Origin of the sequence: Variovorax sp. MHTC-1, assembly GCF_003984645.1 — a bacterium.
Lineage (GTDB): Bacteria > Pseudomonadota > Gammaproteobacteria > Burkholderiales > Burkholderiaceae_C > Variovorax.
The window spans coordinates 374273-394306 of sequence record NZ_RWKI01000005.1; the positions used below are offsets into that span (position 1 = coordinate 374273).

Below are 20034 nucleotides of genomic sequence, written 5' to 3' on the forward strand. Positions count from 1 at the left end.
GGCGATTATGGACAAGTCAAAGGGTGCCGACACCTCGGCAACTGCCAACTTTCTCAAGCAACAGCTGCGAAAAGCACTGATCGAACAGCGTCTTGCGATGCCCGACCGCCTCGCGCGCGCCGACCTGCTGCAGCGCGTGATGCGGATCTGGCTGGTCGGCCGGCCCGACACCGTGATCGGCGCCTACTGGCCGATCAAGGGCGAGTTCGATCCCCTGCCGGCGCTGCACCGCTGGAAGGAAGACGGTGAATTGCTGGACGAGCCGCACCGCCGGCGCATCGGCCTGCCGGTGGTCGACCGTGTCCACAAGATCCTGACCTTTCGTGCGTGGTACCCGGGCTGCCCGATGGAGAACGACGCCTTCAACATTCCGAAGCCGAAGGACACCGAGCTGATCGTGCCCACGCTGCTGTTCGTGCCCTGCCTGGGCTACAGCGCCGGCGGCTACCGCCTGGGCTACGGCGGCGGCTTCTACGACCGCACGCTGGCGGCGCTGGAGCCGCGGCCTTTCACCGTGGGGCTCGGCTTCACGAACGGCTACATCGAGGAGTTCGAGCCGGAGGCGCACGACCTGCCGCTCGACGCCATCCTCAACGACAACGGCGTCGTCTGGCCGACATGACGCTCACCCCCAGGGCTTCGCGCACTTCGTGTCGCGCGCGCCTTCCCCCTCTCGAGGGCAACACCAGCGGCCCGGCAAAGCCGGTTCCGCGGTGTTTCTGGAAATCCGCGTTCAGTCCAACTGATCGACGGTGTCGGGGTCCGGCACCTCGCCGATGGTTTCGCGCGTGACGGCGGCCTGCGACTGCAGCCAATCGCAAAAATCCTTAATCTCGGGCCGCAGTGCGCTGCGCGGCCCGGCGATCAGCCAGTAGGCCATCGGTGAATCCATGCGGTGCTGCGGCAGCACCTCGACGAGATCGCCGTTGGCCAGGCTTTCGGCGATCAGCGAGCTGCGCGCCAGCACCACGCCCTGGCCGGTGAGCGCGGCCTGCACCATTTGGTAGGCGTAGTTGAAGTAGAGCCAGCGCTTCGGCTGGGCGCGCTGCAGGTTGTTGATCTCGAACCAGCGGCGCCAGGTGAGCCATTCGAGGTGCGTGCGGTGCGCGTCGCCTGCCTCGATCAGGGTGAAGCGTGCGATGTCGGCCGGTTCTTTGATGGCCGGGTTGCTTTTGATCAGCCAGGGGCTGGCCACCGGCGTCAGCGATTCGCCGAAAAGCCGCACCGCCCCGGCCGGCATGCTCTCGCCCGGGCCGTAGCGCAAGGCGATGTCGACGTCGGACATGTCCAGGTCGAGCGCCACGTCGCTGGCGTCGATGCGGATGTCGATGTCCGGGTTGTCGCGCTGGAAGGCCTCCAGCCGCGGGATCAGCCACATCGAGGCGAAGGACGCGAAGGTGGTGAGCGACACGCTCTTGCGGCCCGCGCTGTGCCGGATCTGGCGCACCGCGCCGTCGATGCGCGGCAGAGACTGCTGCACCGCCAGCAGCAGCTGGGCGCCCGCGCTGGTGAGCTCGACCGCGCGCGTGTGGCGCAGGAACAGGCCGACGCCGACCTCCTCTTCCAGCGACTGGATCTGCCGGCTCACGGCCGACTGGGTGAGCGCCATCTCCTCCGCCGCGGCCCGGAAGTTCAGGTGCCGGGCCACGGCTTCGAAGGCGCGCAGATGGCCGGCCGAGATCGGGCGGGAGCGCAGGTGGGTCTGGGAATGCTGCATGGACGCAGAAAGTGGATTGATGCGAAACCGGAATCAGTAGGCTACCGCGTTTTCATTGGACCGCCAACGGGGGAACGTCGATCATTCATTCCCGAAGCGCGCAATTGCGTTTCGGAGAACACCCTCTACAGGAGCTCACATGTCCGCCGCTTGCACCACCACCTCTACGTTCCCGTCCCCGGCTGCTGCACGTCCCGCTGCCGTACCGCCGGCCGTGCGCCGGGGTGCATGGCAGCTGGCGGCTGGCGAGGCGACCAGTCTCAGGGCTTCCAGCGCGAGCATCCTGCGCATCCGGCAAGGCCGGGTGTGGGTCACGCGCGATGCCACCGATGTCTGGGGCAGCGAAGACCTGGTGCTCGCGCCGGGTGAAACGCTGGCCGTCGCTGCCGGCGAGCGCATCGTGATGGAGCCGTGGGACAGCCACGGCGCCACCTACAGCTGGGACGTGGCAGCGGCCTAGCCCGCCGGGGTTACCGGCTGGCTATCCAGCAATGTCGAAGCGGGGGCGCAGCGCCAGGAAGCGCTCCAGCGCCTCCGCCCCGTCGAGTTGCTGAAGGATGGCGATGTCTTCGCCTTCCGCATCGTCCTCGGTCTGGGCCAGGCCCATATCGAAGCGCCGATACCGGCGCCCCAAGAGCTCGCCGTCATAGACCACGCGCATCTCCGTGTGCCGCGGGTCGGCCTCCAGGCGGTTCAGCAGGCCCAGCACCTGCCTTCGCGGGCCTTCGAAATGCTGGCAAAAGCGCATGCCGTCGAACACCAGCAGTCCCGTGATGCCTTCTGTGGCGTTGCGAACGCGTGCCCGGCTCACGATCTGGCCGACGATTTCGGTAGGTTGGTCGGGCGCCAGCAGGCTGCAATACAGGATTTCGTGGAGTTCGGTCATTCGTTCGTTGGCACACAGGGATCCAGTCTAGGTGCGCCAAACAGCTCGCGAAATGTGAAAAGACATTGCCGCGAGGCCTATAGTGGGCCGGTGAAATTCGAGGACTATCCAGCTCCTGTCCATCCGCCGCGCTGCGCCCATCCGTGCGAGGAGTGCGGCCTGCGCCGCAACCCCGCTTTCCTGCCCGTATCGCCCGAGGAACTGGCTGCCATCCAGTCCTTCCGCAGGGGCACGCGCGTCGTCGATGCCGGCCGGCCGATCGTGGAGGAAGACCGCCCCAGTGCGCAGCTGTTCACGCTCTATTCCGGCTGGGCATTCCGCTTCAAGACGCTCAGCGACGGCCGGCGGCAGATCCTGAGCTTCCTGCTGCCGGGCGACTTCATTGGGTTGCAGGACGAATTTGCCGAGAGTCATACGCACGGCGTCGAGGCGGTGACCGCGGTCACGCTGTGCGTCTTTGCGCGCGACCGGCTCTGGGAGCTGTTCCACGGCCAGCCCAAGCTGGGCTACGACATCACCTGGCTGGCAGCGCGCGAGGAAAAGATGGTGGACGACAACCTCGTGACCGCCGGCCGCCGCAACGCGGCCGAACGGGTCGCGATGCTGCTGATGCATCTCTACCGCCGCGCCGAACGCCTCGGGATGGCGCGCGAGGGCTGGGTCGTGTTTCCGTTCAACCAGCAGCACATCGCCGATGCACTGGGCCTGTCGCTGGTGCATACCAACAAGACCTTGCGGCGCCTGCAGCAGCTCGGGCTCTATAAGCTCGACGGCGGATGGCTGCGCATCCTCGAGCCCCACGCGCTCGAGACGCTGGGAGACTATTTCGAGCGGCCGCTGCAGCCCACGCCGCTGATCTGAAGCGCGGGGCCGTTGCGGCCATCGCGTATCGTAGAGGGCCCGTCCGGAAATCCCGGACACGAGCCCCCGACCCGGCAGCCGCCGGCCAACCCCTGACCGCGCTGCCACACCTGTGAAACTCCTGCCCCGTCTGCGCCAGATCGCCATGGTCGGCGGCGTCGAAACCTTCGGTGTGGCGATCGGCGGCATTGCCGGCCTGCTCATCGTCAACGTGATGCCGAAGGACCAGTACGCGGCCTACACCTTCCTGGTGGCGTGCATGACGCTGATCCTGGGCATCACCGACCTTGGGCTCGCGCATTGCACCCTGCCCATCGTCGGCCAGCGTGCAGGAGAAGTTCGGTGGGTGGTGGGCGTCTGCCACCAGGTGTTCCGCAAGCGCTGGCTGCTGCTGGCACTGGGCCTGGCCATCATCGGCCCCTACTGGTTCTATACCTCGCAGCAGCATGCGTGGTCCGGGTGGGCCTATCTCGCAGCGTCGCTGCTCATGGTCGCCGTCGTCCTGCTGACCCTCAGGGAGCACTACGCCAACACGGTGCTCTTGATCCTCGGCCAGATCCCGACCCTGAACCGCATCGCCTTCTCGTCCCATTGCGTGCGCATCACCTTCGTCGGCGCGGTGCTCCTGCTGCCCGCCACCTCCTGGGCGGTGACCGGCATCGTGGCGGCGACCGCCGCGGCGAGCTTCGTTAGCGTGATGCTGTACCGCAAGGCCTTCAGGACACAGCAACTGCCGGCCGCCCATCTCGACGAGGCGGACACGAAGAAGGTGGACGCCCAGGTGATCAGGATCGCCAAGCCGCTGGTGCTGCCGGCCATCTTCTACCAGGTGCAGGGCGTGATCACCGTGTTCCTGGCGTCCTTGTTCGGCACCGCCGGCATGCTGGCCGAGGTCGGCGCCTTCGGCCGCCTGGCCATGGTGCTGATCGTGGTGGACCGCGTCACCAACATCCTGCTGTTCCCCGCCATTGCGCGGGCGCCGGTGGGACCACGCCTCGGCACGATCGTGGCGCAGGCGCATGTGGCCTATTTCGCCATGAGCGTACTGGTCCTGCTGACCTCTTTCTACTTTCCGCAGTACTGGATCCTGCTTTTGGGCAAGCAGTACGCCAGCATGACGCCGCTGGTGTGGATGGTGTTCCTGGCCTCGATCCTGATGAACGCATCGGGTTTTGCCTTTCGCACCCTGTCGGTTCGCGGCGCGACCGCAGGCCAGACCTACAGCATCGCGGTGACGCTGATCACCCAGATCACCTACCTGTGGCTGGTGGGCGTGAGCGATCTGCGCTCGGTGCTCGGCTTCGGCATCGCGAGCAGCCTGGCCAACTTCGGCTACCAGTACTTCCTGTTGGCCGTGCGCTGGCTGGAGTGGCGCAAGGACGCCGCCGAGGACGCTCAGGCGCGCTTGTAGACCCGCCCGATGGCGGCGGCGATCTTGAGCGAGAGCTGGCGCTTGGCGAGCTCGCCGTCCGAATACGCCTTGATCGGCCCATCGGCGAAGCGGTAGTACCACTTGCTCGCGGGCGAGGGCGGCTGTCCGCGCAGGGCCTGGCGGATGTGGCCGCCATGCCAGGGCTTGACCGAGCCGACCGCGTGCGAAAGGTAGTAGCCGCCGGGCGCGAAGTCCATGGCTTCCGGCCCTGCCGTGTTGAGCGGCGCCTCGCACACGGTGAGCGCGAAGTTCAATGCGTCCTGGTCGGTCGAATGGAACAGGGCGGCGGAACCACCGGCCTTGAGCTCCTTGGCGTGGTCGTTATAGGCCACGACCAGGTCGCACAGCCGGCGCCAGAGGTCCAGGAATTCCAGATGCGCGCGCGAGACCGCGATGAAGCCCGCGTTGTAGTAGCGGTCGAGCCCGCGCCGCGGCGTGGCGCCGTGGGGTTCGAAGAAGCGGGCCCACAGGAGCCGCTTGGGATGCCGCGCCGGGAAGCACCAGTTGACGTCCTCGGCCAGCGAGATCCCGTCTTCGGTAAACCAGCCGGCCAGCGAGGGCCAGTCGCACTTCACCACGATGTCCGGATCGATATAGGCCACCACATCGGATTGCGGCGCGTGTTTCTCCAGCATTTCGCGGATGAAGGTCGGCTTGTAGTAGGTGAAGTGCAGCGGGGTGTCGAGCTCCAGCATGCACAGCACCAGCCCGGGTGCCGCCTGCAGCCGGCCGGTGCTGCGGTCGAAGGCCGGCGCGTCGACGATCCAGCCCGGCAGTGCGCCGCGGTAGCCGACCCAGAGCTCGCCGGTGTAGCCGGCGGCGACCAGCGAATTCGCCAGCGCCGCGACGCCGAAGTGGTAGTTCCGTTCGAAAAGCGTGCAGAGCGTGATGTTCATGGAGGGTCGCAGTTGATCGCGCTCGAGTGTAAACAAATGTTCTATAAGCCGATGCGGCAAGACATCACGACGCGGCCATCAGCTCGACCAGGTCGCGCTCGTAGGCCTTGAGCCGTCGCGTCGCCTGCTCGCGCTGGGATGCGCTGGTGCGTTCGTGCAGGGCCGCCATGTTGCGGCAGCCCTCCTGCAGCAACGCCTGTTGCCGGTCGCGAGCCGGCCCGGGCGGCGGGTCGGCAATGCGCTGTACGTAGGCATGGATGGCCGCGCGCGCTTCGGCCGGCGGCGTCTTCTCGGCCTGGAAGCGGCGCAACAGGGCAAGCGTTTCCTGCTGGCGCGTCCTGCGCTGGCTGTCGATGAAGCGCGGATCGAACACCGACTGCGCCACCTGCTGCCTCAGCAGCTCGCGCTGCGACGGATCGAGCCGGCCATAGAAGTCCTCGTTGCGATCCAGAAGCAGCTCGTAGCGCTTCTCCTGCCAGCGGGCGGGGCTGCGTTCGAGCCAGTCCTTGCGGTAGTCGGCATTGACCTTGGCGTACTTGCGCTCGAGCTGCTGCAACTGCGCTTCGCCCAGGCTCAGGGCGAGATCGGCGCCGGCGGGCTCGGCATGCTCCGCCACCGCCACCATGCGCGCTCGGACCTCATCGCCTATCTCGCAGGCCTGCTCCGGCGTGAAATCGCCGGGTGCGAGGGCCTGGGCCTTCTGCAGCAGCGCGACGATCTTCGGCAACTCGTTCTGGCGATGCCAGGCCAGCAGCTGTGCGAGCTCGTCGCGCACGCGCAGCGTCTGCGCGCCGTCGAAGTCGAGGTAGCCGTCGAGCCACCAGTAGCTGAACTCGGGCAGGTTGTTGTAAGCCAGCTTGATCGTGCTGCAGGCGGCCAGCGCGGAGGCGACGAGCAGCACGCCGATAATTCGCGCCAGCTTTGCGCAACGCATCCGCATTCGGGAAAGAGGCATGAACAAGACTCCGCAGGACAACCAGGAACCGGTCGACGTCGTCATCATGGCGGCCGGAAAAGGCACTCGCATGAAGAGCAGCCTGCCCAAAGTGTTGCATCGATTGGGCGGCCGCGCACTCGCGGCGCACGTGGTCGACACCGCCCAGCGCATCGGCGCGCGCCACGTGGTGGTCGTGACGGGCCACGGCGCGACCGACGTCGAGGCCGCGCTCGAAGGCGGCGCCAGTGGCAGGGTGCCCTTGTTCGCGCGCCAGGTGCCGCAGCTGGGCACCGGCCACGCGATGCAGCAAGCCGCGCCGCTCCTGCCCGACGACGGCACGGTGGTGGTGCTGTCGGGCGACGTGCCGCTGATCGGCGAGGCCACCCTGCGCGCGCTGGTGGCGCAAAGCGGCGGACGCCGGCTCGCGCTGCTCACGATCCGCGTCGACGATCCGACAGGCTACGGCCGCATCGTGCGCGCCCCCGCGGCCCAGGACGGCGAGGGCGAAGTGCAGGCGATCGTCGAAGAGAAGGACGCGAACGAGGCGCAGCGCGCGATCCGCGAGATCTACAGCGGCGTGATGGCGGTGCCCGCCCAGTTGCTGAAGACCTGGCTCGCTCGCCTGGACAACAAGAACGCGCAAGGCGAGTACTACCTGACCGACGTGGTCGGCTTCGCCACCGTCGACGGCGTGCCCGTGGTCGCGCACCGCACCGACGACGCGCTGCAGGTGGCCGGCGTCAACAGCCCCGCGCAGCTCGCGGCGCTCGAACGCGCCTACCAGCTTCGCCAGGCCGATGCGCTGATGGCGCAGGGCGTGCGGCTCGCCGACCCGGCGCGCTTCGACCTGCGCGGCACGCTGGCGTGCGAATCGGATGTGGAGATCGACGTCAACTGCGTGTTCGAGGGCGCGGTGTCGCTGGGCGCGGGCGTTCGCGTGGGTGCCAACTGCGTGATCGCCAATGCGCGCATCGAGACCGGCGCGGTGATCCATCCCTTCACCCACATCGACGGCGAGAAGGCCGGCGTGACGGTCGGCGAGGGTTCGCGGATCGGGCCCTTCGCGCGGCTGCGGCCCGGTGCCCGCCTGGGTGCCGAAGTGCACATCGGCAACTTCGTCGAAGTGAAGAACTCGACCCTGGCCGCCGGCGCCAAGGCCAACCACCTGGCCTACCTGGGCGACGCCACCGTCGGCGCGCGCGTCAACTACGGCGCCGGCAGCATCACGGCCAACTACGACGGCGCCAACAAGCACCGCACGGTGATCGGCGACGACGTGCACGTGGGCAGCAACTGCGTGCTGGTGGCGCCGGTCACGATCGGCGTCGGCGGCACGGTGGGCGGCGGTTCGACCGTGACCAAAAGTACCGAGCCAGGGGCCTTGACGGTGGCGCGCGCGCGGCAGGTTAGCTTTGCGAACTGGCAACGACCGAAAAAGTAAGGCCCCCCGGCTTCTCACTCCGCTTCGCTGCGTGTAGTTCGCCACCCCCCGAGGGGGAGGCGCGGCTCGCCTTGGGGCGGCCCGGCGGCGGCCGCCGAAGGACTGAGGGGCAACGGCACGCGCGGCGAGAACTTTGCACGCTGGACGCTGAAGAAAGCCTTCACGTTGCGCACGTTGGCGTCGGTGGTGAAGAGGCGCTGCGCGAGCGCCTGGTAGCCCGGCATGTCGCGCACCGTGACGATGAGCACGAAATCCGGTCCCGGCGAAACCCGGTAGCACTGCTGCACGGCGTCGTCCAGCGTGATGCGCTCTTCGAAGGCTTCGAGGGCAGCGGCGTCCTGGCGGTCCAGCGAGACCTCGATCACGGCGGTGAGCAGTGCGCCGACACGCTCGGTATTCAAGATCGCAACCTCGCGCTCGATCCAGCCCGCCTCGCGCAGCCGCCGCACGCGGCGCAGGCAAGTAGGCGCGGAAATATTGAAGCGCTCTGCGAGCGATTGGTTGCTTTGGGAGGCGTCTTGTTGCAGGGCGTCCAGAAGCTGAAGGTCGATCTGATCTATGTCGGTTGATTTCACAATTACCATGATTATGAAATAATAGTTTGTCCGTAGGCAATAGTGAAATATTTGATCGAATTCGAACTGATATTGATCTGAAGTTGCGCGACAAGACGCCTACGATTCCACCGACTTCATTCCGTAGGAGCTCTCATGTGTGGCATCGTCGGCGCCGTTTCCGCTCGCAACATCGTCCCCGTCCTCGTGCAAGGCCTGCAGCGCCTCGAATACCGCGGCTATGACTCCTGTGGCGTGGCCGTGCATGCGAAAGGCCTGCAGCGCGCCCGCACCACCGCGCGCGTGGCCGACCTGCTGGCCCAGGTGCGCGACGACCGCATCGAGGGCACGACCGGAATCGCGCACACGCGCTGGGCCACCCATGGCGCGCCGGCGGTGCACAACGCGCATCCGCATTTCAGCCACGGGACCGGCGCCGACGCAGAGGCCGCGCGACCCGGCCGCGTGGCGCTGGTGCACAACGGCATCATCGAAAACCACGAGGCGCTGCGGGCGGCCCTTCAGGCCAAGGGCTATGTCTTTGCCAGCCAGACCGATACCGAAGTCATCGCCCACCTGATCGACAGCCACTACGACGGCGATCTGTTCGAGGCCGTCAAGACCAGCGTGTGCCAGCTGCAGGGGGCCTACGCGATCGCGGCGATCTGCCGCGACGAGCCGCACCGCGTGGTCGGTGCGCGCGCCGGCTCGCCGCTGATCCTCGGCGCGGGCAAGGAGGACGGCGAGAACTTCCTCGCCAGCGACGCGATGGCGCTGGCGGGCGTGACCGACCAGATCGTCTACCTCGAAGAGGGCGACGTGGTCGATATCCAGCCGGGCAAGTACTGGATCGTCGACCGCGCGCACAAGCCGGTCACGCGGCCGGTGCGCACCGTGCTCGCGCACAGCGGCGCTGCGGAGCTGGGCCCGTACCGCCACTACATGCAGAAGGAAATCTTCGAGCAGCCGCGCGCGATCTCGGACACGCTCGAAGGCATCGAGGGCATCGTGCCCGAGCTCTTCGACGGCGTCGGCAGCGACGGCGCGCCGGGCGCGGCCGCCTGGCGCGTGTTCCAGGACATCGACAAGCTGCTGATCCTGGCCTGCGGCACCAGCTACTACAGCGGCTGCACCGCCAAGTACTGGCTCGAAAGCATCGCCAAGATCCCGACCCAGGTCGAGATCGCGAGCGAATATCGCTACCGTGATTCCGTGCCGGACCCGAAGACCCTGGTCGTCACCATCAGCCAATCGGGCGAGACCGCCGACACGCTGGCGGCACTGAAGCATGCGCGCTCATTGGGCATGGAGCAGACCCTCACCATCTGCAACGTCGCGACCAGCGCGATGGTGCGCGAATGTAAGCTGGCCTACATCACGCGCGCCGGGGTCGAGATCGGCGTGGCTTCCACCAAGGCCTTCACGGCGCAACTGGCGGGACTCTTCCTGCTCACGCTCGTGCTCGCACAAGCCAAGGGTCGTCTCAGTGAAGAAGAGGAGGCGCGCTTGCTGAAGGAGATGCGCCACATGCCGGTGGCGCTGCAGTCGGTGCTGGCGCTGGAGCCGCAGATCATCAGTTGGGCCGAGGACTTCGCGCGCAAGGAAAACGCGCTCTTCCTCGGCCGCGGGCTGCACTATCCGATCGCGCTCGAAGGCGCGCTCAAGCTCAAGGAAGTGACCTACATCCACGCCGAGGCCTATGCCGCCGGCGAACTCAAGCACGGACCGCTCGCGCTCGTCACCAGCGAGATGCCGGTGGTGGCCGTGGCGCCCAACGATGCGCTCTTGGAAAAGCTCAAGAGCAACCTGCAGGAAGTGCGCGCGCGCGGCGGCGTGCTCTATGTGCTGGCCGACGGCGATACGCGCATCGAGAGCGGCGAAGACCTGCACGTGATCCGCATGCCGGAGCACTACGGCGCGCTCTCGCCGATGCTGCACGTCGTGCCGCTGCAGCTGCTGGCCTATCACACGGCCTGCGCGCGCGGGACCGATGTCGACAAGCCGCGCAACTTGGCGAAGAGCGTGACGGTGGAGTAGGTTGCGGGCACTCCGAGGCTGCTTTTTAGGTTTACTAAGGTCGCGGGATTTTTTCCCTAGGGAAGCGGCCCGATCCACTGAAAATTTGATTGCGGGATTTTTTGACTAAAAAGTCGCCTGCGCATCGACGGGCGCCCGTTAGCAAAAGTAGTGGCACCTCCGTCATAAGAGCGGAGGGCCTCTGTGCATGCGAACTTCGATTGCCCTCCCAGAGGCTTGAGGTGGTGATCCGTAAACTCGATTTACATCCTGGGAGAAAAACTTTCGTGGAGGTTGGCGGGTTTGTTCAAGACCAAAATAGTCGTAAACGCCCTAATACAGTCGTAAACGGGCGAATAGAGTCATGAACGGCGCTCGCACAGTTTGGTTCTAGGTCGAGGGCGGTGGATCGGCGCCATCGAATGCATGGGTACTCCTTTCCTTCACGTGACGCCGTTGAAAGAACATGCAAATTGTGCCTCTAGGGGCGCGTGATTGCTCACATTTGCCGAAGGAGGGGCTATCCCTCTCGAGTTGAACTACCGGTCCAGACTGCGGAGCAGCCGTCCAAGGCGAAGTGCCAACTAGCCCCCTTCGGATCGAGGTAGTTGGCCGACATGTTCGAGAAGTTGTTGACTTCGATGGTCGCGTACTTGCCTGCATCAGGTACCGTCTGCATCAGGTCATCCCCCTATATCACGGGGACGACGCCTTGGGTCGCAGGGTCGACCTTCACGGCGATCGTCCCATCCGTGGCGATGAATTGCACCACGGGTCGTGCTTGCGCCGATGCGTCCATCGCCGCCAGGCACATCGCCAAGGATGCCAGAGTTCTTCTCAATGCTTTTCATGGTCGATCTCGCAGAAGTGGTGGAGCCGGTGGGCGGGCCTTGCGTCTTGCTAGCCACCGAACCATCTGGCAGGCACGGTGACGAGCGAGGGGAAAAGCACCATCAGGAACATCACCAGCAGCTCGGCCAGCAAAAAGGGCCACACGCCCTTGGTGACCTCGTCGATCTTCATGCGGCCAACGCCGGCGACTACATTGAGCACGGTGCCCACCGGCGGCGTGATGAGCCCGATCGAGTTGTTGATTATGAACAGCACGCCGAAGTAGACCGGGTCGATTCCAGCGGCCTTGATAACCGGCATTAGCACCGGCGTCAGGATCAAGATCGTCGGGGTCATGTCCATCGCGGTGCCGACAACCATCACGAGCACCATAATGGCGATCAGCAGCAGCGTCGGGTTGCCCATAAAAGGCTGGAGCAAGCCGATCACCTTGCTCGGCAGGTCGGCCACCGTGACGAGCCATGCCGACACCATCGCCGCGGCGATGAGCAGCATGATGACCGAGGTGGTCTTAGCGGCGGTGACGAAGATGGCGTAGAGCTGATTGAGCTTCAGCTCGCGGTAGACGACGGTAGCGACGAACAGCGCGTAGACGGCGGCGACAACGGCGGCCTCGGTCGGCGTGAACACCCCCAGGCGCAGGCCGACGAGGATGATCACCGGCAGCATCAGCGCCCAGGTCGATGCGCGCAACGCGACCAGTACCTCGGCGCGCGACTTGCGCGGCGGCGCTTCGATCTTCTCGCGCCTGCCGAGCCACCACCAGGTGAACCACAGCGACGCGCCGATCAGCAGGCCCGGGAAGATGCCGGCCAGGAACAGCTTGGTGATCGACACGTTGGCCGCAACGCCGAAGATGACGAAGCCGATGCTCGGCGGGATGATCGGCCCGATGATTCCGGAGGCCGCGATGAGGCCCCCCGCGCGCGCCTTGTCGTGCCCGGCCTTCACCATCATCGGCAACAGCAGCGCAGTCAGCGCGGCGGCATCGGCGACGGCCGAACCGGACAACGCGGACAGCAGAACTGCGGCCATGATCGCCACATAGCCGAGGCCGCCTTTCACATGGCCGACCAACGCGAGCGCCAGGTCGACGATTCGCCGCGACAGTCCGCCGACATTCATGATCTCGCCGGCCAGCATGAAAAAGGGCACCGCCAGCAGCGGAAAGCTGTCGGCGCCGTTGATCACGTTCTGGGCCAGGATCTGCGAGTCGAACAGGTCGAGGTGCCACATCAGCGCCACGCCGGTGGCGAGGAGGGCGAAGGCGATCGGAATGCCCAACGCCATCGTGCCGAGCAGGGCCCCGATGAAGATGGCGACCGTCATGGCCGACCCCCGTGGGGGTTCAGGCGGGATGCGTCCTCTCGTGCCAGCTCGGCCTGCAGCGCCTCGAGCTCCCCTTGTTCTTCGGATTCCTTGACCATCACCAGCTCGTCCTCGCTCAGCTGGCCGGAGAGCACTCGCCAGAGGTCAAGCGCGATCAGCACCGCGGCCGACACGGCGAACACGATGCCGGACGCATAGAAGATGGCGACGGAGGCGCCGGTGACCGGTGCGCTGACGTCCCAATTGATCGTTGCCTGCTCGAGGCTGCCTTTGAACACCAGCCACGCGATGAAGAGCATCAGCAACTGTCCGATGACGAGGCACGCCTTCTTGCCGGCGACGGGCAGGCGCGAGACAAGCATGTCGGTGCCCAGATGGGCATGCTCCTTCAGCGCGACGATCGCGCCGAGGAAGGTGAGCCAGACGAACAGCCAGCGTGAAACTTCCTCCGACACCGTGATGCCTGAGTTGAAGCCATAGCGCAGCACCACATTGCCGAAGACCAGAACGACCATGATCGCCAGGAAGAGAGCGATCACGCCGTTCAGCAGCCGACAGTACACCTCGATCAGGCGCGTCATGATCTCTCTTCCCTTGGTTGCTTGAGGGCTGGCCCGATCACTTGGCGCTGCGCGCCTTGCCGAGCTCCGAGAACAACTCCTGTGCGAGCGCCGGATCGACCTGCTTCACGTACTTCTCCGTCACGGGCTTGAGCTTCTCGCGGAGCCGCTCGCGCTCCTGCGCGGGGAACTCGGTCAACGTCATGCCTTTGCTCTTCAGGAACTCTGCAGCTTTGGCGTTGACCTCCCGGTTGGCCTTGCGCTGGTAAGGCTGGGCCTCCTTGGCCGCATCGATCAGGAGCTTGCGTTCGTCCGTTGAAAGCTGGTCCCAGATCTTCTTGCTGAACAGCAGCACGATCGGATTGAAGGTGTGCTTGGTGTCCGAGCCGTACTTCTGGATTTCGTAGTACTTCGAAGCTTCGACCAGCGAGTACGGATTCTCCTGGCCGTCCACAGCCTTCTGCTCGAGCGCCGTGTAGACCTCGGGCAGCGGCAACGGCGACGAGTTCGCGCCGAGCGAGTTGAACATGTCGATCATCACCGGGATCTGCATCACGCGCAGCTTGAGGCCCTGCAGGTCCTCCATCTTCGCGACCGGGCGCCGGCTGTTGGTGACATTGCGAAAGCCATGTTCGAAGTACGTTAGGCCGATCAGGCCCTTCTCGGGCAGCTTGTCCAGCAGCTTCCGGCCGACGGGACCGTCGATCACGAAGTCGGCCTCCTTCTCGTTGTTGAAGAGGAAGGGGAGGTCGAACAGCGTGAATTCCTTGATGGCCACGGAGAGCGATCCGGGCACCACCATCGTCAGATCCACTGTCCCGCCCTGCAGCGACGAAATGATGGCCGCATCACCGCCGAGCACGCCCGCGGGAAAGAGCTTCACTTTCATCTTCCCGCCGCTCTTCTTTTCGAGGATCTCGGCGAAGCGCTGCGCGCCCATCCCTTGGGGATGCTCCTTCTGGTTGACGAACGCGAGCTTGAAGTTGCGCTCCTTGATGTCTTGAGCGTGGCCGGCGCCGGCCATCGCGAATGAGGCAGCCAGCGTGCAGAGAGTAGCCAGGATGCGCTTGGAATATGTCGTCATTTGAATGTCTCCTTTGAAAATCAGTGGAGCGGCCGCGTGCCAACCGGAAGTCAACGCGGCCCGAGGGCGCGCTCGATGGCCGCACCGACCGCCAGCACGTGCCGGTCTGTGCCTGTCGGGCCGCAGACCATGAACCCGACCGGCGCCGCTCCCTGTTCGTGGCAAGGCAACGTCAGCGCGCAGCCATCGAGGAAGTTGACGACGCCGGCGTTGCGAAGCAGGCGCAGGTTCCAGCGCACGTAATCGTCGTCGCTGCGTCCGGCTTCTTCGATCGTCGGCGCTATGCAGGCCACGGTCGGCATCACGACAGCGTCGAAAGGCGCGGCCGCGGCAGAGAACTGGCCGATGGCCGACGCCCGCAGGCGGAGGAGTTCGATGTGATCGGCCGCGCCGATGTGGGCGCCGAGGGCAATGCGCTCGCCGACGCGTGGATCGTAGAGATGCAGCCGGTCCAGGTTCTTGCGGTGCACGACAAAGGCTTCCGCGCCGGCGATGCCGCCGCCCTCGAAGTAGGATTGATGCGCGTCGAGCGGCGGCACCGTCGCCGTCGTGATGCAAGCTCCCGCTCGCGCCAATGCAGACAGCGTGACGCCGAAGGCGCGCGCTACGTCGTCGTCGAGGTCGTCCATGAGGCCTCCCTGAGGTACGAGCAGGCGAAGGCCGCGGACCTCCAGCGGCACGAGCGGGGATGGCCTGGTTCCGGCGAGGATCGCGTCGTACGTCGCGCAGCACGCGACGGAATTGGCCAACGGCCCGACGGAATCGAGCGTCCACGACAAGGGGAAGGCGCCGTCCGTCGGCACTCGCCGCGCTGTCGGCTTGAAGCCGACCACGCCGCACAGCGCCCCCGGGATCCGCACCGACCCGCGCGTGTCCGAGCCGAGTGACATGACGCTCATGCCATCGGCTTGTGCCACGGCCGCGCCGGAGGAGGACCCGCCAGGCACGCGGCCCGTCCTGCGGTCCCACGGATTGCGCGGCGTTCCGGTGTGCGGATTCAGCCCCACGCCGCCGAAGGCGAACTCCACCATGTTGGTGCGCCCGATGATGATGGCTCCGGCAGCACGCAGTCGTGCGACGGCGGCTGCATCCTGCTCGGCGGGCGCTGCGTCGGCCAGCAGTGCCGAGCCCGCACGCGTGACTTGGCCGGCGACGGCGAACAGGTCCTTGACCGACACTGGCAGGCCTTCGATCGGCGAGCGAACGATGCCGTGTTCGCGCATTGCATCCGACGCATCGGCCATCAAGCGCGCCGCGCCGGCATCGACGTGCGTGAAGGCGCGCGGCCCCTCGGCGGAGGAGTCCGCGATGCGCTCCAGGGCCTCCTCGACCAGCTGGCGCGAGGTGGTTCTTCCTTCCGCCAGGTCGGTTGCCAAGTGCTCTGCCGTTGCCATTCTGTGCCTTGGTCGTGTCCGCATTGGCCTAAGCGTGCACGAGTTCGCGCGCAACGCGGCGCAGATCCATCTCGTACTCCAGATCGACGATCGGCGGACGCGTGAACTGCCAGGTGACGCCGCCGCGCGCCGTACCCCGTTGCACGAGCTCCTGCCACATCAGCGGTCCGATGTCGTGGACGGTGTAGGCCTGCGTTGCGATCGCGTCTTGCCAGGAAAAGCCGAGGGCCTCGAGCCGGCGCGTCATCTCCGCCACCACATAGCGAACTTTCTCGCGCAGGCCGTTCGGGCTGGTGTCGCCCAGGCGCACGATGACGTCGCGGTAGTTCGGATGGCCTTCGGGTGCTTCGCCGCCGCCAGCGACCACGAAGCTCGGCAAGGTATCGCCGTCATCCGGCACGGTGTAGGAGAAAGCATGGAACACAGGCGTCTCCGGGGCTTCGTGCACCGGGCAGACGTTGGTGCGCGCCACTGGATTTGTGTCGCCGTCGACCAGGCCCCAGCGTTCGAGCGTCTGCACATAGTGGCGATTGAACTCGACGAAGCCGTCCTCGGAGAACGGCGCCGGTGATCGCAGTTCGCAGCCGCACAGCGCAGCGAGAGGCCGGCCGCGCTGCGCCAGATGCGCGGCGATGGCATCGAACCCTTCCGTCAGTGTCGGCGGGCGTTGGAAGCGCACCCGCTCGATCACGAAGCCGGGCTGCGCGGCGACACCGGCGGAATACTGGAACACCGCCTTGACGTATCGGTAGCCGCCGGGTTGAAAGTCAACAACTTGGGTCATGAATGAGTGCCTCCGTTCGTGCAACTCTAATCAGGTTGCTACCCGTGAAGAAGGCTAATTTCGGCACGAAGATGCTGCCGATATGCGAACACGCGCCTGGCGTGATTAGCCGCGCTCAGCGGTCGCGCCGTAGCGCGTCATGCCGGCCTTGAACGTCTCCAGCAGCTTGCGCGCCGCCGGGGACGGCTGGCGCGACGGCATCGTGATCAGGCTGATGCTCGTCTGGGCCAGGTCGCGCTCCTGCAGCGGCACGGCGCAGAGCTCGCCGTTGGCGATCTCGCGCAGCGCGGCATAGCGCGGCAGGAAGGTCAGCAGCTCGGAGTTGCGCACCACGCCCTTGGCCATCTCCAAGGTGTTGGTCTCGATGGTGAGGTGCAGCGGCGTCTTGGTCTTGAGTGCGATGCCGTCGATCAGCGAGCGGATCTGGAACGTGTGGTCGGGCAACGCCACGCGCTGATCCGCCAGCGCCTTGAAGGAGATGCTGCGCCGCGAGGCGAGCGGATGGCCGACGGCGACGATGAGGCACAGCGGCTGGTCCAGCCGGGCATGCACCCGAAACGGATTGCGCGCCGGAAGGCCGAATGCCAGTGCCAGGTCGAGCTCGCCGTCACGCAGCAACTCGAGCACTGCGCGCGAGCCGACGACCGACACGGCCACATTGATACCCGGATAGCGCTTGTTGAAGCTTGCGAGGTAGCGCGAGAGGAAGTAGGTCACCATGCCTTCGACGCTTCCGACCTTGACCTGCCCCGCCTGCAGCCCGGTGATCTGCTGCAGCGACTCCCGCATCATCTCGAAATCGGCGCTGGTGCGTTCGGAGTACGCGAGCACGAGTTCGCCCGCGGCGGTCAGCGTCAGGCGCCGCGCCCGTCGGTCGAAGAGAGCAGTCTGAAGGGCCGTCTCGAGGTTCCCGATCTGGCGGCTGATCGCGCTGGGGGCGATCGACAGGTGCTCCGCTGCGCGACGGATCGAGCCGCTGAGGGCGACTTCGCGGAAGTAGGTCAGGGCGAGGGGGAGCATGTTGCGCGCGCACTTGGCGCGATGAATGTGGGGATGGGAGCATTCTGCCGACTGACCATCGCACGCAAAACTCGTCGCCCGCCAATGATCTGAATTCCGCATCACGTGATGCGGCAGGCTGATGTTCTGCTTCAGGTCGAAGTCGGTACCGGCGGCGGGCATGAACTGCCACATGAGGCCCATCGGCTCATCCACTGGGGAGTCTCACCGCGTGAGAAGGCAAGTCTGAGACATGAAACAAGCCGTTTGATCCGCATCACTAACCTTGAAACTGCGACGTCGGACGACACAACTGCGCCGACGGGGACGCCTGATTCCGAGCGATTTCGCGGCTGCCGGCCAGCGCGAGGGGGGCAAAATTCAAAGTAAGTTGAAAAACGTGTCGGGTAATTCAAAGTAGCGTGAACAAGCAGTTCAAGGTGTCGTGGCTCGGCATGTCGTAAGTGCCTGATCTATCAAGACCGCTGATTCAAGATGAGCTGATCATCGACACCTTGAATCGCTTCATGTGGCTGCCCTTCAGTAGCGTTGCACCGTCATCTGTTCAACCAGTTTTCACACGGCCTTATATGGACACCGCCCGGTTTGCCAAGCTGATTCTCATGTGATCGTCTCAACAGGTATCGGCTGCAGTCTTACTGGAATGGACGCCCCCTTTCTTCGGCGTCCGCCGGCTGCCAGAGTGTCAGCGGGCGATGTTGCCCGCTTGCATGACGGAGGCAGCTCATGAAGATCGCGACGATTGGTTTGGATCTCGCCAAGAACGTGTTTCAGGTTCACGGCGTCGACGAGCACGGCTTCGCCGTCCTTCGCAAGCAGCTCAAGCGCAATCAGGTTGCACCGTTCTTCGCCCGCCTAGAGCCCTGCTTGATCGGCATCGAGGCCTGCGGCGGGGCGCACCATTGGGCGGCCAAGCTCACAGCACTCGGGCATCGCGTGAAGATGATGGCGCCGCAGTTCGTCAAGCCGTATGTCAAGACCAACAAGAATGACGCGCTCGATGCGGAGGCGATCAGCGAGGCCGTCACCCGACCGAACATGCGGTTTGTTCCGGCGAAGTCACCCGAGCAGCAGTCTGTGCTGGCGCTGCACACGGCGCGTGAGAGCTTCGTCCACGCACGCAGCGCCCAGGCAAACCAGATCCGCGGGCTGCTGATCGAGTTCGGACTCATCGTTCCCCAAGGCATCCGTCATGTCTACAAGAGGGCTCCAGAGCTGATCGAGGATGCCAGCAACGAACTGCCCGGACGCTTCAGGCTGCTGATTGATCGGCTGCTGCAGCACCTCAAGGAACTGGACCGGCAGATGCGGGAACTCGAGAGGGAGATCGAGGTATGGCATCGCGGCAACGAGGTCAGCCGTCGCCTGGAGACGATTCCAGGCATCGGCCCCATCACCGCAAGCGCGCTGGTGGCCAGCGCCGGCGACCCGAGCAACTTCAAGAACGCGCGGCAGTTTGCTGCATGGATCGGGCTGGTGCCGCATCAGAATTCCAGCGGAGGCAAGACGCAGCTGCTGGGCATCAGTAAGCGCGGCGATGTCTACCTTCGGACGCTGCTGATCCACGGTGGACGTGCGCTGGTGCAGTTGGCCAAGACGCGGGCTGACCGAGCCGGCACCTGGCTGGGCAGGTTGGTTGGCCGTCGACATCACAACATTGCTGCCGTAGCGATGGCCAACAAGAACGCGCGGCTAGCGTGGGCGTTGCTGTCCACGGGCAAGGCCTATGAACCCATGCATGCGCCGACAGCAGCTGCATAGCCTGCGCAGCGCGCGAACGTCGGCACATCACGTAAAGACTCTCTCACAGGTTGCTATGGCAATCGATCGTTGATGGCAATACAGGTAAGACCGGGGCTGGTCAAACCTGACGGATATAACGAGCTTCGAGCTCGCAGTCTTATTGAGGAGCCAGCCAGCGCATTCCATCAGGGCCGAAGACGCTTCGCGTCTGAAGGCCGGATGTATGTTTGCAATCTTTTCCTGCTCGCCGGAAAAAGTGAGAGAGCCTTGCAAACTGGAGGCGTCCATGTATACCCGTGCGACGAGACCTCCCACGTGTCCCACGAGACCATCTACCGCAGCCTGTTCATTCAAGCCCGTGGGGCCTTGAAGAAGGAGCTGCTGCAGCATCTCAGGCGCACCCGGGGCATGCGCCGCTCGCGCCATCACACGCAGAAGACAGACGACCACGGAAGAATCGTCGACGCCATTTCCATCAGCGAGCGGCCAGCCACAGTTGAAGATCGAGCAGTTCCCGGGCACTGGGAG

The 20034-nt window shown here is 65.4% G+C and carries 18 protein-coding genes and 1 pseudogene; 8 read left to right on the top strand and 11 right to left on the bottom strand.

Annotation, left to right across the window (positions count from 1 at the left end):
- Window positions 1–7 precede the first annotated feature (7 nt).
- Entirely contained in the window at window positions 8–622 is a 615-nt protein-coding gene (locus EJI01_RS11655; protein ID WP_126837265.1) for a 5-formyltetrahydrofolate cyclo-ligase, read from the top strand.
- Between the two features lie 111 nt (window positions 623–733).
- On the opposite strand, the gene EJI01_RS11660 is transcribed toward EJI01_RS11655, so the two are convergent.
- Window positions 734–1717, bottom strand: coding sequence for a LysR substrate-binding domain-containing protein (locus EJI01_RS11660; protein ID WP_126837266.1), 984 nt, complete (start codon window positions 1715–1717; stop codon window positions 734–736).
- 139 nt (window positions 1718–1856) lie between these two features.
- Between EJI01_RS11660 and EJI01_RS11665 the strand changes: the two genes are divergently transcribed.
- The gene (locus tag EJI01_RS11665) at window positions 1857–2177 is read left to right on the top strand and encodes a DUF2917 domain-containing protein (protein WP_126837267.1); all 321 of its coding nucleotides are present in this window, start codon (window positions 1857–1859) and stop codon (window positions 2175–2177) included.
- Between the two features lie 21 nt (window positions 2178–2198).
- On the opposite strand, the gene EJI01_RS11670 is transcribed toward EJI01_RS11665, so the two are convergent.
- Entirely contained in the window at window positions 2199–2603 is a 405-nt protein-coding gene (locus EJI01_RS11670) for a BLUF domain-containing protein (protein ID WP_126837268.1), read from the bottom strand.
- A gap of 90 nt (window positions 2604–2693) precedes the next feature.
- Here EJI01_RS11670 and EJI01_RS11675 point away from each other — a divergent pair, with 90 nt between their 5' ends.
- The gene (locus tag EJI01_RS11675; RefSeq protein WP_126837269.1) at window positions 2694–3464 is read left to right on the top strand and encodes a Crp/Fnr family transcriptional regulator; all 771 of its coding nucleotides are present in this window, start codon (window positions 2694–2696) and stop codon (window positions 3462–3464) included.
- 112 nt (window positions 3465–3576) lie between these two features.
- Window positions 3577–4875 carry a hypothetical protein gene (locus EJI01_RS11680; protein WP_126837270.1) on the top strand — a complete coding sequence of 433 codons (1299 nt, stop codon included), beginning with the start codon at window positions 3577–3579 and terminating at the stop codon, window positions 4873–4875.
- On the opposite strand, the gene EJI01_RS11685 is transcribed toward EJI01_RS11680, so the two are convergent.
- Both EJI01_RS11685 and EJI01_RS11690 read right to left on the bottom strand, forming a co-directional pair.
- On the bottom strand, window positions 4860–5792 hold the full coding sequence (locus EJI01_RS11685) for a hypothetical protein (RefSeq protein ID WP_126837271.1): 933 nt from the start codon (window positions 5790–5792) through the stop codon (window positions 4860–4862). The two genes, EJI01_RS11680 and EJI01_RS11685, sit on opposite strands and share 16 nt — an antisense overlap.
- A 64-nt stretch (window positions 5793–5856) precedes the next feature.
- Entirely contained in the window at window positions 5857–6747 is an 891-nt protein-coding gene (locus EJI01_RS11690) for a DUF6279 family lipoprotein (RefSeq protein ID WP_260602418.1), read from the bottom strand.
- On the opposite strand from EJI01_RS11690, the gene glmU reads away from it, so the two are divergent.
- The gene (gene glmU / locus EJI01_RS11695) at window positions 6746–8170 is read left to right on the top strand and encodes a bifunctional UDP-N-acetylglucosamine diphosphorylase/glucosamine-1-phosphate N-acetyltransferase GlmU (protein WP_126837272.1); all 1425 of its coding nucleotides are present in this window, start codon (window positions 6746–6748) and stop codon (window positions 8168–8170) included. The genes EJI01_RS11690 and glmU overlap by 2 nt on opposite strands.
- Window positions 8171–8184: 14 nt before the next feature.
- On the opposite strand, the gene EJI01_RS11700 is transcribed toward glmU, so the two are convergent.
- Window positions 8185–8754 (bottom strand): Lrp/AsnC family transcriptional regulator, encoded by a 570-nt coding sequence (locus EJI01_RS11700; RefSeq protein ID WP_126837273.1) that lies wholly within the window; start codon window positions 8752–8754, stop codon window positions 8185–8187.
- 126 nt (window positions 8755–8880) lie between these two features.
- Here EJI01_RS11700 and glmS point away from each other — a divergent pair, with 126 nt between their 5' ends.
- Window positions 8881–10761 carry a glutamine--fructose-6-phosphate transaminase (isomerizing) gene (glmS, locus tag EJI01_RS11705; RefSeq protein ID WP_126837274.1) on the top strand — a complete coding sequence of 627 codons (1881 nt, stop codon included), beginning with the start codon at window positions 8881–8883 and terminating at the stop codon, window positions 10759–10761.
- A gap of 879 nt (window positions 10762–11640) precedes the next feature.
- Here the strand turns inward: glmS and EJI01_RS11715 are convergent.
- The 6 genes from EJI01_RS11715 to EJI01_RS11740 form a co-directional block, all read right to left on the bottom strand.
- Window positions 11641–12921 (bottom strand): TRAP transporter large permease subunit, encoded by a 1281-nt coding sequence (locus EJI01_RS11715; protein WP_126837275.1) that lies wholly within the window; start codon window positions 12919–12921, stop codon window positions 11641–11643.
- Window positions 12918–13502 carry a TRAP transporter small permease gene (locus EJI01_RS11720; RefSeq protein WP_126837276.1) on the bottom strand — a complete coding sequence of 195 codons (585 nt, stop codon included), beginning with the start codon at window positions 13500–13502 and terminating at the stop codon, window positions 12918–12920. The genes EJI01_RS11715 and EJI01_RS11720 overlap by 4 nt, the downstream gene beginning before the upstream one ends.
- Window positions 13503–13539: 37 nt before the next feature.
- Window positions 13540–14565 carry a TRAP transporter substrate-binding protein gene (locus tag EJI01_RS11725; protein ID WP_126837277.1) on the bottom strand — a complete coding sequence of 342 codons (1026 nt, stop codon included), beginning with the start codon at window positions 14563–14565 and terminating at the stop codon, window positions 13540–13542.
- Window positions 14566–14615: 50 nt separating this feature from the next.
- Entirely contained in the window at window positions 14616–15959 is a 1344-nt protein-coding gene (locus EJI01_RS11730) for an amidase (RefSeq protein WP_126837278.1), read from the bottom strand.
- 28 nt (window positions 15960–15987) lie between these two features.
- On the bottom strand, window positions 15988–16743 hold the full coding sequence (locus tag EJI01_RS11735) for a hypothetical protein (protein WP_126837279.1): 756 nt from the start codon (window positions 16741–16743) through the stop codon (window positions 15988–15990).
- 105 nt (window positions 16744–16848) lie between these two features.
- Complete coding sequence (locus EJI01_RS11740; RefSeq protein ID WP_185878905.1) at window positions 16849–17763, bottom strand: LysR family transcriptional regulator; 915 nt, start codon at window positions 17761–17763, stop codon at window positions 16849–16851.
- A 726-nt stretch (window positions 17764–18489) separates the two neighbouring features.
- On the opposite strand from EJI01_RS11740, the gene EJI01_RS11745 reads away from it, so the two are divergent.
- The gene (locus EJI01_RS11745) at window positions 18490–19524 is read left to right on the top strand and encodes an IS110 family transposase (RefSeq protein ID WP_126837281.1); all 1035 of its coding nucleotides are present in this window, start codon (window positions 18490–18492) and stop codon (window positions 19522–19524) included.
- 285 nt (window positions 19525–19809) lie between these two features.
- Window positions 19810–20034 (top strand): annotated as a pseudogene (locus EJI01_RS11750) (IS30 family transposase); the annotation flags it as partial.

Coding starts and splice junctions, on each gene's coding strand:
- EJI01_RS11690 (WP_260602418.1), bottom strand. CDS start 6,747: ATGCCTCTTTCCCGAATGCGGATGCGTTGCGCAAAGCTGGCGCGAATT.
- EJI01_RS11730 (WP_126837278.1), bottom strand. CDS start 15,959: ATGGCAACGGCAGAGCACTTGGCAACCGACCTGGCGGAAGGAAGAACC.
- EJI01_RS11725 (WP_126837277.1), bottom strand. CDS start 14,565: ATGACGACATATTCCAAGCGCATCCTGGCTACTCTCTGCACGCTGGCT.
- EJI01_RS11720 (WP_126837276.1), bottom strand. CDS start 13,502: ATGACGCGCCTGATCGAGGTGTACTGTCGGCTGCTGAACGGCGTGATC.
- glmS (WP_126837274.1), top strand. CDS start 8,881: ATGTGTGGCATCGTCGGCGCCGTTTCCGCTCGCAACATCGTCCCCGTC.
- EJI01_RS11700 (WP_126837273.1), bottom strand. CDS start 8,754: ATGGTAATTGTGAAATCAACCGACATAGATCAGATCGACCTTCAGCTT.
- EJI01_RS11655 (WP_126837265.1), top strand. CDS start 8: ATGGACAAGTCAAAGGGTGCCGACACCTCGGCAACTGCCAACTTTCTC.
- EJI01_RS11740 (WP_185878905.1), bottom strand. CDS start 17,763: ATGCTCCCCCTCGCCCTGACCTACTTCCGCGAAGTCGCCCTCAGCGGC.
- EJI01_RS11735 (WP_126837279.1), bottom strand. CDS start 16,743: ATGACCCAAGTTGTTGACTTTCAACCCGGCGGCTACCGATACGTCAAG.
- EJI01_RS11745 (WP_126837281.1), top strand. CDS start 18,490: ATGAAGATCGCGACGATTGGTTTGGATCTCGCCAAGAACGTGTTTCAG.
- EJI01_RS11670 (WP_126837268.1), bottom strand. CDS start 2,603: ATGACCGAACTCCACGAAATCCTGTATTGCAGCCTGCTGGCGCCCGAC.
- EJI01_RS11715 (WP_126837275.1), bottom strand. CDS start 12,921: ATGACGGTCGCCATCTTCATCGGGGCCCTGCTCGGCACGATGGCGTTG.
- EJI01_RS11665 (WP_126837267.1), top strand. CDS start 1,857: ATGTCCGCCGCTTGCACCACCACCTCTACGTTCCCGTCCCCGGCTGCT.
- EJI01_RS11685 (WP_126837271.1), bottom strand. CDS start 5,792: ATGAACATCACGCTCTGCACGCTTTTCGAACGGAACTACCACTTCGGC.
- glmU (WP_126837272.1), top strand. CDS start 6,746: ATGAACAAGACTCCGCAGGACAACCAGGAACCGGTCGACGTCGTCATC.
- EJI01_RS11660 (WP_126837266.1), bottom strand. CDS start 1,717: ATGCAGCATTCCCAGACCCACCTGCGCTCCCGCCCGATCTCGGCCGGC.